The organism is Acrocarpospora phusangensis (assembly GCF_016862995.1).
GTDB classification, from domain to species: Bacteria; Actinomycetota; Actinomycetes; order Streptosporangiales; family Streptosporangiaceae; genus Acrocarpospora; species Acrocarpospora phusangensis.
This window is the reverse complement of record NZ_BOOA01000009.1, coordinates 12,867-26,223: the sequence shown is the minus strand read 5'-3', so window position 1 is coordinate 26,223 and position 13,357 is coordinate 12,867. Positions and strand designations below refer to the sequence as shown.

Annotated in this window: 12 protein-coding genes; 3 read left to right on the top strand and 9 right to left on the bottom strand. The window is 69.2% G+C overall.

All coding sequences use genetic code 11. The features are described from left to right. Positions 1 to 288 precede the first annotated feature (288 nt). Both Aph01nite_RS07505 and Aph01nite_RS07500 read left to right on the top strand, forming a co-directional pair. The gene (locus Aph01nite_RS07505; RefSeq protein WP_204040032.1) at positions 289 to 1,065 is read left to right on the top strand and encodes a ParA family protein; all 777 of its coding nucleotides are present in this window, start codon (positions 289 to 291) and stop codon (positions 1,063 to 1,065) included. A gap of 47 nt (positions 1,066 to 1,112) precedes the next feature. Continuing rightward, positions 1,113 to 2,159, top strand: a complete 1,047-nt coding sequence (locus Aph01nite_RS07500) for a ParB/RepB/Spo0J family partition protein (RefSeq protein ID WP_204040031.1) — start codon at positions 1,113 to 1,115, stop codon at positions 2,157 to 2,159. Between the two features lie 335 nt (positions 2,160 to 2,494). Here Aph01nite_RS07500 and Aph01nite_RS07495 read toward each other — a convergent pair whose 3' ends face one another. From Aph01nite_RS07495 to Aph01nite_RS07485, 3 genes are all read right to left on the bottom strand, one after another. Beyond that, on the bottom strand, positions 2,495 to 3,520 hold the full coding sequence (locus Aph01nite_RS07495; RefSeq protein WP_239161467.1) for a threonine aldolase family protein: 1,026 nt from the start codon (positions 3,518 to 3,520) through the stop codon (positions 2,495 to 2,497). Positions 3,521 to 3,591: 71 nt separating this feature from the next. After that, positions 3,592 to 4,542: a D-alanine--D-alanine ligase family protein gene (locus tag Aph01nite_RS07490; protein WP_204040030.1), complete on the bottom strand. Its 951-nt coding sequence runs from the start codon at positions 4,540 to 4,542 to the stop codon at positions 3,592 to 3,594. A 61-nt stretch (positions 4,543 to 4,603) separates the two neighbouring features. Continuing rightward, the gene (locus tag Aph01nite_RS07485; protein WP_204040029.1) at positions 4,604 to 5,836 is read right to left on the bottom strand and encodes an aminotransferase-like domain-containing protein; all 1,233 of its coding nucleotides are present in this window, start codon (positions 5,834 to 5,836) and stop codon (positions 4,604 to 4,606) included. Between the two features lie 431 nt (positions 5,837 to 6,267). Here Aph01nite_RS07485 and Aph01nite_RS07480 point away from each other — a divergent pair, with 431 nt between their 5' ends. After that, complete coding sequence (locus tag Aph01nite_RS07480) at positions 6,268 to 6,816, top strand: GNAT family N-acetyltransferase (protein WP_239161466.1); 549 nt, start codon at positions 6,268 to 6,270, stop codon at positions 6,814 to 6,816. A gap of 103 nt (positions 6,817 to 6,919) precedes the next feature. Here Aph01nite_RS07480 and trxA read toward each other — a convergent pair whose 3' ends face one another. From trxA to murJ, 6 genes are all read right to left on the bottom strand, one after another. Next, positions 6,920 to 7,243: a thioredoxin gene (gene trxA / locus Aph01nite_RS07475; RefSeq protein ID WP_275418756.1), complete on the bottom strand. Its 324-nt coding sequence runs from the start codon at positions 7,241 to 7,243 to the stop codon at positions 6,920 to 6,922. Between the two features lie 31 nt (positions 7,244 to 7,274). Beyond that, on the bottom strand, positions 7,275 to 8,207 hold the full coding sequence (gene trxB, locus Aph01nite_RS07470; protein WP_204040027.1) for a thioredoxin-disulfide reductase: 933 nt from the start codon (positions 8,205 to 8,207) through the stop codon (positions 7,275 to 7,277). 319 nt (positions 8,208 to 8,526) lie between these two features. Beyond that, entirely contained in the window at positions 8,527 to 9,348 is an 822-nt protein-coding gene (locus tag Aph01nite_RS07465; RefSeq protein ID WP_204040026.1) for an anti-sigma factor family protein, read from the bottom strand. After that, positions 9,338 to 9,994, bottom strand: coding sequence for an RNA polymerase sigma factor SigM (sigM, locus tag Aph01nite_RS07460; RefSeq protein WP_373872270.1), 657 nt, complete (start codon positions 9,992 to 9,994; stop codon positions 9,338 to 9,340). Before sigM ends, Aph01nite_RS07465 begins: the two co-directional genes overlap by 11 nt. A 118-nt stretch (positions 9,995 to 10,112) precedes the next feature. After that, positions 10,113 to 11,627, bottom strand: coding sequence for a protein kinase family protein (locus tag Aph01nite_RS07455; RefSeq protein ID WP_239161465.1), 1,515 nt, complete (start codon positions 11,625 to 11,627; stop codon positions 10,113 to 10,115). 113 nt (positions 11,628 to 11,740) lie between these two features. Then, entirely contained in the window at positions 11,741 to 13,354 is a 1,614-nt protein-coding gene (murJ, locus tag Aph01nite_RS07450; protein ID WP_204040025.1) for a murein biosynthesis integral membrane protein MurJ, read from the bottom strand. Positions 13,355 to 13,357 lie beyond the last annotated feature (3 nt).

Sequence of the window (13,357 nt, the reverse complement as noted above, 5' to 3'; positions counted from 1 at the left end):
CCGGATGTGCCGGCCACTCCGCCGGTGGCACTGTCGGAAGAGCACTCGCACCTAGCAGTATGGGGAGCACTGTCCGATGGATCGCCGGATGCACAGCCGGATGAAAGGACGACAGTCGTGTCCCAGCCCCCGCTTAACCCAGGTGATTCCCCGCTGGTTCGAGAGGCACTGAGTTCTGTGGTTTCACGTGAAACAACCGCACCCGCTGCGGCACCTACGGCGGCTGCGCCGGTCGGATATTCCGCTCGTCGTGAGGAAGGCTGGCCGCGGCCGCCCAAATGCCGGGTGATGACGATTGCCAACCAGAAGGGCGGCGTCGGCAAGACCACGAGTGCCGTCAATCTGGCCGCTTCGCTCTCCATGCACGGGCAGCGGGTGCTGGTGGTCGACTTGGACCCGCAGGGCAACGCGTCGACCGCCCTGGCGACTGAGCATCGCGCCGGAGTGCCGTCGATTTACCAGGTTCTGGTGGAGGACCTGCCCCTTGAGTCGATCGTGACCCAGGTCCCGGACATGCCCGGCCTCTATTGCGCCCCGGCGACCCTGGACCTGGCCGGCGCCGAGATCGAGCTGGTGCCGATGGTGGGCAGGGAGACCCGGCTCAAGCGGGCGTTCGCCGCCTTCGAGTCGAAGATGAACTTCGACTACATCCTGATCGACTGCCCGCCGTCGCTCGGCCTGCTCACCGTCAACGCGATGGCGGCCGCGCAGGAGGTGCTGATCCCGATCCAGTGCGAGTACTACGCGCTGGAAGGGCTGACCCAGCTCCTGCAGAACGTCGAACTGGTCCGGGCGCACCTGAACCAGAACCTCAATGTCTCCACCATCCTGCTGACGATGTACGACGGCCGGACCCGGCTGGCCTCCCAGGTGGCCGATGAGGTGCGCTCCCACTTCGGGGCCACCGTGCTCGACGCGGTCATCCCCCGGAGCGTACGCGTGTCCGAGGCGCCCAGTTATGGGCAGTCGGTCATGACGTACGACCCGGGTTCGAGTGGCGCCATGGCGTACATGGAGGCGGCTCGGGAGATGGCGTATCGCGGTGCGGCGGTTGCCGACGCGTGAACCGGTAGCCTCGTAGGGTCCTGCGGTTCGGTCGGTAAGGAGCATCGTTGAGTCAGCAGCGTCGGGGACTCGGGAAGGGCCTGGGCGCCCTGATCCCGACCGGGCCGATCGTCGAACCGGGTGCCACCGCGGGGAATCCCGGAAGCCCTGGAACGCCCGGCGGTCCGTCCGCGCCCGGGGGAACGTACGGGGGCGGGGGAGCCGGAAGCGTCGTGGGAGTCGCGCAGTCTCCCCCGGCGGACACCGACGGTGGGCTGCGGCCGGTTGCCGGGGCGTACTTCCAGGAGATCCCCCTCACGGCCATCGTGCCGAACCCGCGTCAGCCCCGGGACGTGTTCGACGAGGACCGGCTGGACGAGCTGGCCGCGTCCATCAACGAGGTCGGCCTGCTCCAGCCGATCGTCGTACGGGCCGCGGGGGCCGGACAGTTCGAACTCGTCATGGGGGAGCGGCGGTGGCGCGCCTCCCAGCTCGCCGGGCTGGACCAGATCCCGGCGATCGTCCGCAGCACCGACGACGACGAGATGCTCCGCGAGGCGCTCATCGAGAACCTCCAGCGGGAGCAGCTCAACTCGCTGGAGGAGGCGGCGGCCTACCAGCAACTGCTGGACGACTTCGGGGCGACCCACGAACAGCTGGCCAAGAAGGTCGGCCGGTCGCGATCCCACATCACCAACACGCTCCGGCTGCTGAACCTGGCGCCCGAGGTGCAGACGCGCCTGGCGGCAGGGACGATCACGGCCGGGCACGCCCGTGCGCTCCTCCCGCTGGAGGACCACGCCGCGCAGGTACGGCTCGCCGACCGGATCGTGGCCGAGGGCATGACGGTGCGGACGGTCGAGGAGATCGTCTCCATCGGGGACGTGAAGTCCGGCCCGGCTCCCCGGAAGCCGCGGGCGAAGCAGCCGACGGCACCCGCTCTCCGCCATCTGGCCGATCGGCTCTCGGATCACTTCGAGACGCGGGTGAAGGTCGATTTAGGGCGTCGGAAGGGGCGGATCGTGGTGGAGTTCTCCACGATCGATGACCTTGAGCGCATCATCGGCACCATGGCCCCGGATACCGCCAACCAGATGCGCTCCTTCGAGGAGTAGCTTTACGGGTCCGCTCGCATGGCTTTGCGGATCACGATGTTTCACGTGAAACAGCCCCCGACCGGGATCCGGTCGGGGGCTGTTTCGTTGGTGTCGCCGTTGCCGATCTCTTGGCCGTCATGGACTCGTCGTCGAAACGCCCAGGCGATGTTTCACGTGAAACACGGAAGCCGGGACTCCGCCGTCGGGCCGTCTTCATCCACGCGGCTGCCGCCAACTCCCCCGGTGTTTCACGTGAAACCAAGACTCCGGCGATCACCCGATGACGCTCCCCCGGGCTTCAGGTGAGACACCGACGCTCTCCGTGTTTCACGTGAAACCGAGCAGCGGGGGATCTAGCCGCCGAGGGCGTGGAGGTCGGCGATGAGGGTGTCGACGTCTTCGGGGGTCGTGTCGAAAGAGGTGACCAAGCGGATGACGCCGGTCGGGCGGTCCCAGATCGAGAAGAGGTGGCGGTGGCCGAGTTCGACGATCGCCTTCTCGCTGAGAATCGGGAACACCGCGTTGGACTCGACGGGGTAGCGGAATGGGAACCGCCCGGCGAGCCCGTCGGCCAGGCGGTGGGCCATGGTGTTCGCGTGGGCCGCGTTCCGGCGCCAGAGGTCGTCCGTCAGGAGGGCGGTCAGCTGGACGGAGACGAAGCGCGTCTTGGAGGCGAGCTGCATGCCCTGCTTCCGGAGGAAGAGCGCGCTCGCGTCCAGCTCCGGCCGGAGGATGACCAACGCCTCCGCGCCGAGCGCGCCGTTCTTGGTGCCGCCGAAGCTCAGCACGTCCACCCCGGCGTCCGTGGTGAGCGCCCGCAGCGAGCAGTCCGCCTCGGCGGCGGCGTTGGCCAGCCGCGCGCCGTCCATGTGGAGGTAGAGCCCGTGCGCGTGGGCGACCTCCGCGAGCGCGGCCACCTCGTCGGCCGTGTAGAGCGTGCCGCACTCGGTCACCTGTGAGATGGACACCACCTTCGGCTGGCTGTGGTGCTCGTTCCCCAGCGCCTCCAGCTGCCCCAGCACATCCGCCGGCCGGAGCTTGCCGTCCTCGGTCCGTACCGGGAGGAGCTTGGTGCCCAGCACCCGCTCTGCCGCGCCTGCCTCGTGGCCGTTGATGTGGGCGCTGTCCGGGCAGATCACGCCGTCGAAGGAACGCAACATCAGACCGAGGCCGACCACGTTGGCGCCGGTGCCGTTGAACATCGCGTACGCGGTGGTGTGCTCGCCGAACGCGGTGCGGAAGGCGGCCTCCATGTCCCGCGTCCACGGGTCGGCGCCGTACGCCACGGCGTCGCCCACGTTCGCCGCCGCGATGGCGGCCATCACGTCCGGATGCACTCCGGCGTGGTTGTCGCTCCCAAAACTCTTCCCATGAATCACGCGGCTCAGCCTAGCCAGCCCCGCTGAAGACCCCTGACGACGGTCACCGCATCAACATGGGCGGCCTTCGGTCATGGACGACCGGCCGCGATCTCCAGGAGGCCGCGGCAGAGCGCGCCGAGATCCCGGCCCGCCGCCTCGGCCGCCATCGGCAGCAGGGACGTCTCCGTCATGCCGGGGGCGACGTTGACCTCCAGGAAGTACGGCCGTCCCGAGCTGTCCACGATCAGGTCGGTGCGCGAGACGTCCCTCAGCCCGAGGGCCGAGTGCGCGGCCACGGCCATCGCCTCGCACGCCTGGGTGGCCTCGGGGGAGAGCCGGGCGGGGGCGAAGAACTCGGTGTGGCCGGCGGTGTAGCGGGCGGCGTAGTCGTACACGCCGGCGTCGGGCACGATCTCGACCGGGGGCAGGGCGATCGGTCCCTCCCCCAGGTCGACGACGGAGACCGCCACCTCGACGCCCGCGACGTACTTCTCGATCAGCGCGGTGTCGCCGTACGCGAAGCAGCCGACCATCGCGGCCGGGAGCTCCTCGGCGGAGCGCACGATGGACGCGCCCAGGGCGGAGCCGCCCCGGGACGGCTTCACGAAGAGCGGCAGTCCGAGGCTGGCGACGATCCGGGCCAGCACCGCCGACGCGCCCAGGTCGTGGAAGGTCTCCTTCGGGAGCGCCACCGAGTCGGGCGTGTTCAACCCCCAGGAGCGCACCACGGCCTTGGCGGTCGGCTTGTCGAAGGCCACCCGGCAGGCGTCCGGCGCCGCTCCCACGTACGGCACGCCGAGCAGCTCCAGCACCGAGCGGATCGCGCCGTCCTCCCCCGCGCCGCCGTGCAGGGTCACGAACACGGCGTCCGGGGGATCGGCGAGCACCGACGGCACCAGCGAGGAGTCGGTGTCGCGGGTCTCCACGTCCACCCCCGCCGCGCGCAGCACCTCGGCGACCCGGCGTCCGGAACGGATGGAGACCTCCCGCTCGTACGACAGGCCGCCCGCCAACACCAGGACGTGTCCGAGATCGCTCATCTCCAGGGCCTTTCCAAGGATCGCTGTACGGCTAGCCCGAACAGGCTAGCCGTACCCGATCTCAGGCGAGGTCCGGACCCGGTGTGTCGACGCCGGCATGGCCGGGCGCCCGGCCGGTGCCGAACATCTCGCGGGTGCGCAGTTCTTCCTCGATGACTCCGGCCAGCCGGCGCACCCCTTCGCGGATGCGGTCCGGCTGCGGATAGCAGTACGACAGGCGCATCTGCCTCTCGCCGCCGCCGTCGGAGAAGAAGCCGGTGCCCGGCACGAAGGCGACGCGTTTGTCCACCGCCTGCGGCAGCATCGCCTTGGAGTCCAGGCCCTCCGGCAGCGTCATCCAGACGAAGAACCCGCCGCCGGGGCGGGTCCACGAGCAGCCGGGCGGCATGAGCTGCTCCAGCGAGCTGAGCAGCGCGTCGCGGCGCTCCCGGTACAGCTCGCGGAAGGTCTTGATCTGCTCACGCCACGGCTGGGTGGCCAGGAACTGGCCGACGGCCAGCTGGGTGAAGGTCGAGTGCGAGAGCACCGCGGACTCCATGGCCAGCACGAGCTTGTCCCGCACCGCGTGCGGGGCCAGCGCCCAGCCGACCCGGAAACCCGGGGCGAGCGTCTTGGAGAACGACCCCAGGTAGACGACGCCCTCGGGGTCGTCGGCCCGCAGCGCGCGCAGTGGCTCCCCGTCGAAGCCGAGCAGCCCGTACGGGTTGTCCTCGACGATGAGGATGCCGGCGCGCTGGCAGATCTCCAGGACCTGGCGGCGGCGGACCTCGTTGAGGGTGACGCCGGCCGGGTTCTGGAAGGTCGGGATGGTGTAGAGGAACTTGATCCGGTTGCCCGCGGACTTCAGGGCGTAGATCGTCTGGGCGAGGGATTCCGGGATGAGCCCCTGGTCGTCCATCGCGATGTGCACGACCTTGGCCTGGTAGGCCGCGAACGTGCCCAGCGCCCCCACGTACGAGGGTCCTTCGGCGAGCACGATGTCACCGGGGTCGACGAAGATCCGCGTGATCAGGTCCAGGGCCTGCTGCGAGCCCACGGTCACCACGACGTCGTTGGCGCCCGCCTCGATGCCCTCTTCCCGCATGACCTCGCAGATCTGCTCCCGCAGCGCGGGGTCGCCCTGGCCGGAGCCGTACTGCAGGGCCTCCGGACCCCGCTTGGCGACCAGGTCCGCGACCAGTTCCCCCACCACGTCCAGCGGCAGCGCGGTGACGTACGGCATGCCGCCCGCGAGCGAGACCACCTCGGGCCTCGACGCGACGGCGAAAAGAGCTCGGATCTCGGAGGCGACCATCCCGGTAGCTCGTGCGGCATACCGATCGACATAAGCGTCAATGCGCGACCCCTGCGCCGCGGGCGTCCGACCGTGATCCGATTCGTACGTCACGGTCCACCTCCATTTCGTAGCCGGAAATCCAGACTAAGGCAGCCCACCGAACCCCAGACACCCCGGTCTCATCCCTTGAGTCCCTAATTACGCGAGATCTCCCGGTTTGAAATTACTTGTGGCATTGGCCCGACCTTCTGCGGGCCGCGCTGTGACACTGGGCTCGCCGCGCCGGGGGTGCGGCTTTAGACGCAGTACTATGCCAGTTTGGGGCCGCGGGTTTCGCGTGCTTTCTGGTCACGACTCCTGGGTGGGGATAGGGGTTTCACGTGTCGCGTCGGCTGGCCAGTATCACCTTGGACAACCTTGACGATCTGCCGCGACGGTGTCGGCGCTGTGTGTTCTGGGAGCTGGATCCGGTCAGCGGGGAGCGGGCCGCCAAGGTGGGGGATCCGGGGCTGGAGAAGGAGGCCTGGATCTCGGCCACGCTCCTGGAGTGGGGGAGCTGCGGGAAGATCGCGTACGTGGACGGGGTGGCGGCGGGGTTCGTGCTCTACGCCCCGCCGTTGTACGTCCCGCGGTCGGTCGCCTTTCCGACGTCGCCGGTGAGTTCGGACGCGGTGCTCCTGATGACCGCGCACATCATTCCCGAGTTCTCGGGGGGCGGCCTGGGGCGCATGCTGGTCCAGGGAGTGGCGAAGGATCTCACCCGCAGGGGCGTACGGGCGATTGAGGCGTTCGGGGATTTGAAGTGGGAGCAGCCGGGGTGCATGGCCCCGGCCGAATATCTACTTTCGGTGGGTTTTAAGACGGTTCGTCCGCATTTGCGGTTTCCTCGGCTCCGGCTCGAATTGAAGACGGCCGTCTCGTGGCGCGAGGACGTCGAGGTGGCGCTGGAAAGGCTCCTGGGCTCCATGAGTCCAGAGCGCGCCCTGCGTCCCGTCTGAGCCGGTCTCAGCCCCTTCTACGGCCAATAGGGAACCATTCCCGGACAAGCAGAAAGCCTCCTCGGTTGCCGAGGAGGCTTTCCTGTGGCGGAAGACGCCCGGGTCAGATGATCCCGTCGAGCTCGCGGAGCAGCATCGCCTTCGGCTTGGCGCCGATGATCTGCTTCACGACCTCGCCGCCCTTGTAGACGTTCATGGTCGGAATCTGCATGACGCCGTAGTCACGCGGCGTCACCGGGTTCTCGTCGATGTTGAGCTTGACCACGGTCAGCTTGTCCGCGTGCTCGGCCGCGATCTCCTCGAGGATGGGGGCGACCTGACGGCACGGCCCGCACCACTCGGCCCAGAAGTCCACGATGACGGGCTTGTCGCTCTTGAGGACCTCGTTGCCGAAGTCCGCGTCGGTCACGCTCTTGATGGCGCCCACTGTTGTCTCCCCTTCGTGATGTTTCGATGAATCAGTCGTCGAGTTCGGTGAGCCAGCGCTCCGAGTCGAGCGAGGCGGAACAGCCCGTGCCGGCGGCGGTGATGGCCTGGCGGTAGGTGTGGTCCACCACGTCCCCACAGGCGAACACGCCGTCCAGGTTGGTCCTGGTGGTGGGCGAATCGACCTTGATGTAACCCTCGTCGTCGAGGTCGACCTGGCCCTTGACCAGCTCGGTACGGGGATCGTGGCCGATCGCGATGAACAGGCCGGTGGCCGGCAGTTCGCTCTCCTCGCCGGTCTTGAGGTTGCGCAGCCGTACGCCGCTGACCTTGTTCTCCCCCAGGACGTCGACGACCGTGCTGTCCCAGACGAAGCGGATCTTCTCGTTCGCGAACGCGCGATCCTGCATGATCTTGCTGGCGCGGAGTTCGTCGCGGCGGTGCACGATCGTGACCGAACGGGCGAACCGGGTCAGGAAGGTGGCCTCCTCCATCGCCGTGTCGCCGCCGCCCACGACCACGATGTCCTGGTCGCGGAAGAAGAACCCGTCACAGGTGGCACACCACGAGACGCCGTGGCCCGACAGCCGCTTCTCGTTCACCAGGCCCAGCTCCCGGTAGCCGGAGCCGGTCGCCAGGATCACGGACTTGGCGTAGAACGTGTCGGTGTGGGTCTTCACGACCTTGGGCGTGACCGTCAGGTCCACCTCGACCACGTCGTCGGCGACCAGTTCGGCGCCGAAACGCTCCGCCTGCTTGCGCAGGTTGTCCATGAGGTCCGGGCCCATGATGCCGTCGGGGAAGCCGGGGAAGTTCTCCACGTCGGTGGTGTTCATCAGCGCGCCGCCGGCCGTGACCGAGCCCTCGAACACGAGCGGCCGGAGGTCGGCACGGGCCGAGTACACGGCCGCCGTATAGCCGGCGGGCCCCGACCCGATAATGATCACGTTACGGACGTCGCTCAACGCATTCGCCTCTCTCTGCATCTGCCACGGGCGTCAACAGATCCTAGGCTCTGTTTATTGCCTACCCCCCGAACCCACGGCCCTCGCCCCCGCCCGGCACCCTCAGCCGGAGCCGCTGCTCGTGATTTGGGCCACTTTCGCCAGCCAGCGCTGGGTCAGCTCGTCGTAGGCGAAGATCGTGGCCCAACCGGCGCTGTGAGTCGGCGCGGGTCGCGTAGGCGTGATACCCGGCCAAGCTGCCCTCAAGACGGTCGCCGACTGGACGGAGAGCCGAGCGCCAGCTCAAAAAAGGTGGGTGGGTGGGAGAACCACCAACGGCCTAGTTCCAGGTAGCCAAACCGTCTTGCCGAAGCTCGCGGCAGTTGTCATCCACAACCACGACACGAACCTTGTCGAGACTCTGGTCTTCCCAGAACGCCATCACCGTGGCTTCGCTGCCGTTGTACTGCGCCCGATCCACCGCGATCGGCGGCCGATCGAGCTCATTGGCCTTGTCCTGCACGCAAGCATCCAGCTGCTCGTCGTTGTTGCTCCCCGTACCAGGCTCAGGCCCGAAGTACCCCACGAGCGGCCCGGACAGCTCCCGCGACGTGTAGTTGTGCCCACTGGCCCGAACGGTATAAGCCAGCGTCCGCTGCGGAGACCTCTCCGGCGTCGACACACTCGTAGCCGGCGGCTCCGCGAGCGTCCCTCCCGGCGCGGACATCAGACTGCTCGCCAGCACGGAAGCCCCGAAAACCCCAGCAGCGGCGGCCGCCATCCCCAGCGTCGCCACCCAGACCCGCCGCCCCCGCCGAATCGGCGTGACAGTCGCAAGCTCCTCCGAGTCCACCTCGGCAGACGCATCCAGAGCGGGAACGAGGGACAGCTTCGACAACCCGTTGGCACCCACCGGCACGGAGGCGAAGGGGTTCGGCTCGTCGGCGAGCGCGCGGTCGATCCGCATCGCAACCCCCAGCGGCATGGCCGGAACCGGCACCGCCGCCAGCATCTCCCGCACGGCAGCCAGATCGGCCAAGCTCTCCCCGCAGGGATCACAGACCGCCAGATGCTCCCGAACCCGGCGAGCGGTCGCGTCGTCTAGCAACCCCTCCGCCAGCTCTGCGAGGATCTCCAGGTCGTAATGCGTATCACCCGTCACGAAGTTCTGCTCCCTTCGCGGATGAGACGCGAGTGAGGTCTGTTCGGTTCCGCAGATGCGAAAGAATCGGGGCGAGTTTCGCACGACCTCGCGCACAGCGGCTCTTCACGGTCCCCGCGGGCACCCCAAGCACAGACGCCGCGTCCTCCACTGAATACCCCATCATGTCCACGAGCACCAGAGCCGCCCGCTGGTCCGACGGCAGCAGTTTGAGCGCCGCCGTAACCTCCATGGACACTTCGCGTTCGGCGGTCTGGTCGGGCAGCTGGGTGTCCCGCTCGGCCGCCTCGATCAGCTCGTCGTCGGCCACGGGCCGCACGGACTTGCGCCGCATCCGGTCCAGGCAGGCGTTCACCACGATCCGGTGCAGCCAGGTGGTGACCGCCGCGTCCCCCCGGAAGCTGTCCGCCTTCCGATAAGCGGACATGAACGCGTCCTGTACGGCATCCGCCGCCTCATCCGGATCACCCAGCGTACGCAGGGCGACCGCCCACATACGGTCCCGGTGCCGTTTGACGATCTCACTGAAGGCCTGCGGATCACCGCCGATGTGACGGGCGAGCAGGTCGGCGTCCGTCACCGACGCCCGGGCGCCCGCGACTGCGGAGTGCTCGGGCGTTGCCGGCTGTTCTGGAGGAGGGGTCACGTCGCCGATCCCAGGGTCTTCAGGTCCACGATGGTGCCACCATACTTCCCCTCAGCGGCTACAAGGCGCTCAAACCAGATCAAATGGCTTGGTCGCGCTTGTGGACAACCCCACTCGACTACTCTTCCGTCGCCGTGATCTCCAGATCCAGCACCGTCCCACGGAACCGGCTCTGGTACGGCGGCAGCTCCGTGAACCACACCATGAGATACCGGCTCGGCTCGCTCCCGCCCAGGTCGAAGCTGACCTTGCCCATGGCCTCCTTGGTGGACGCGGCCGTGGTGAGCGCCTCCGGCGTGGGCTCGGCGCCCAGCTTGAGCTCCGCGGCCCCGCCGGGCACGTCCCCGAAGTCCACGGTCACCTTCGTTAACCGCGCGTCCCGCCCGAGGTCGATGAGGAGCCCGACCCCCTTCTTCAGGCCGCCGAACTTGGCGTCGTTGTAGGACTCGGTGTGCCAGTCGGTGCCGTACGAGCCGTCGATGGCGCGCGGGGCGAGTTCGTTGCGCTCCTCGCCGTCCCCGAGCGGGTCGAAGCCGATGGCCCCGGCGGGGGTGAGGGCGACGGTCTTGGCGGGTTCCGCGCCGGGTGTGGTGGGCGCGCTGGTGCTGGGCGAGGCCTCGGTGCCGAGGCTCTTGCCCAGGCTCCAGGCGCCGATGCCGACCACGGCCATCACCAGCAGGACCACGATGGTGACGATGAACCGGCTGAACAGGCCGGGCGGGCGGGCCGGCTGCGGCCGGGGCACGGCCACCGGCCGGATGTTGAGCGTGTCGGGCGCCTCGGCGCGCAACTCCACCGACGGCGGCACGGTCGAGGCGGGGGCGGGCACCGGGCGGGGGACCTGGGCCAGTTCCTCGGCCACGGCGGCGGGGGTCTCCAGCGGAGGGGCCCCGCGTTTGACGCCGAGGGCGCGGCTCGCGATCGTGTCCAGGTAGCCGGGCACTCCGGCGGTCACCTGGCGCGGCGTGCAGATCTTGCCGTCGTCCAGGGGCGCGGGCGGCAGGCCGCAGTCGTCCTCGCCGGGCCAGTGTCCGGTCAGCGCCGCGTACAGCAGCCGCCCGAGACCCTCCGCGTCCCGCCGCTGCGAGTCCTCGGGGGATTCGGCCTCCAGGCCGAGGATGGCCGCGTCCACGCCCACCCCGAGCAGCTTGACCGTGCCGCCCTCGGTCCACATCAGCCGGCCGGGTGTCAGGTTCAGGTGGCACATGCCGGCTTCGTGCGCGTGGGCGAGGGCCTCGGCGGCCTCGGCGACCAGCACGGCGCCGCGCTCCGGGTCCATCGGCCCGGCTTCGAGCAGGTCGAGCAGGGAGTCGCCGGTCACCCACTCGCTCACCACGTAGGCGGTGCCGTCCTCGTCGGCGGCGTCGAACACCTGGGTGAGCCGGGGGTCGTGCAGCCGGCTCGCGGCCCGCGCGGCCAGGACGACCTCGGACTCGCGGGGGAACTCGGGGCTGAAGGTGTGCACGGCGACGGGCCTGGCGAGGATCTCGTCGATGGCCTTCCACAGGGTGGCGCCGGCGGATTCGCTCACCCGGTCCTCAAGCCGGAAGCGGTTGGCGAGTCGGGTGCCGGGTTCTACGGCGGACATGCTCACCGGGCCGCTCCCGCACCAGGCCGGGGACGCAGTGTGCATCCGCCCACGCTTTGCCTCCGCTCACCGGTTTTTACCTCTGCCACACCATGCTAGTGCCGTGACAGAGCCGCACCACGCCCGTCCGGACCACAGATCCGGGGTCGGGAAACCGTTTAGCGTCCTACCCGCCTCGTCACCATTCCAATGATGGAACCGACCTCGTCGATGCGGAGCCGGTGCGCGACGAACAGGTATACCGCGCCGCCGAGCCCGCCGCCTACCGCCAGCACCACCGCGGAGGTGATCGCCGTGATCTCGGCCAGCCGTACGCTCCCCCACAGGACCAGCAGGGCGACCAGGGCGGCCGGGATGGCGGCCAGGTACATCCGGGACAGGCCGGAGGCCACCAGCCGGCCGCCGAGGCCGCCGATCCTGCGGCTGGCCAGCAGCCAGGTGAGCGCGCTCCCCGCCACGTACGTCACGGTGAACGCCCCGGCCAGCCCCATCACCACCATCTCCGGCGGCAGCGTGAAGTACAGCGTGATCCCGATCGCCGCGTTGACCAGCACGTTGAATCCCGCGATCAGCGCCGGGGTCCGGGTGTCGCCGAAGCTGTAGAAGACCCGCAGCAGCAGCTGGAAGATCGAGAACGGCACCAGGGCGACCCCGAAGACCTGGAGCACGTGCCCGATGTAGATCGCCTGCTCGGTGGAGACCGCCCCCCGCCCGAAGATCAGTACGGTCACCGACGGCCCCAGCACCATCAGCAGCAGCCCCGCCGGCACGATCACCGAGCTGACCATGCGCACCGCGGACGCGAACTCCGCCCGCGCCGAGTCGAACTCCCCGTCCCGGACGAACACGCTCAACCGCGGCAGCATGGCCGTGATCACCGAGACCGCGATGATCCCGTACGGCAACTGGAACAGCTGGAACGCGTACGAGTACGGCGTGAGCCCCCGCCCGTCGACGCCGTCCGCCGCCGCGAGGCTGCCCGCCCCGGTGGCCAGCCGGGTGGTCACCACGAACCCGACCTGGTTGATCGCCACGAACGCGAGCGTCCAGACCGCCAGCCGGGTCAGCTCCCCCAGCCCGGCCCGCCAGATGTCGAATCGCGGCCGGAACCGGAACCCGGCCGCGTGCAGCGCGGCGATCAGCACGATGGCCTGGGCCACGATGCCCGCCGTCGTGCCGAGCCCGAGCAGCAGCAGGTCCGACCTGGTCACCGTGTCCACGTCGTGGGTGCCGTCCCGCAGCAGGTAGGCGACGCCCACCCCGATGACCACGATGTTGTTGAGCACCGGCGCCCACATCGGCGCGCCGAACCGGTCCCGGGTGTTAAGGATCGCCCCGGCCACCGCGCCCACGCCGAAGAAGGCGATCTGCGGCAGGATCAGCTGGGCCAGCGTGACCGCCGTGTCCAGGCCCCTCGGCGCCAGGTCGTCGGCGTACAGCACGACAAGAGGCCGGGACAGCAGCACGGCCACGACGGCGACGAGGGTGAGCCCGACGACGGCCGCCGTCAGCAGTCGCTGCTCGTAGGCCCGCCCACCGTCCGCGTCCTCCTTGTGGTGCCGCAGGATGGCCGGCACGATCACGCTGCTCAACACCCCGCCGATGAGCAGGTCGAAGAGCACGAACGGAATCGTGTACGCGACGTTGTACGCGTCCCCGAGGATGGTCACGCCGATCGCGGAGGCCAGGATGGCGGTCCGCAGAAAGCCGGTCAGCCGCGAGACGAGCGTGCCCGCCGCCATGATCGCGCTGGCCCGCAGCAACCGGCTCATATC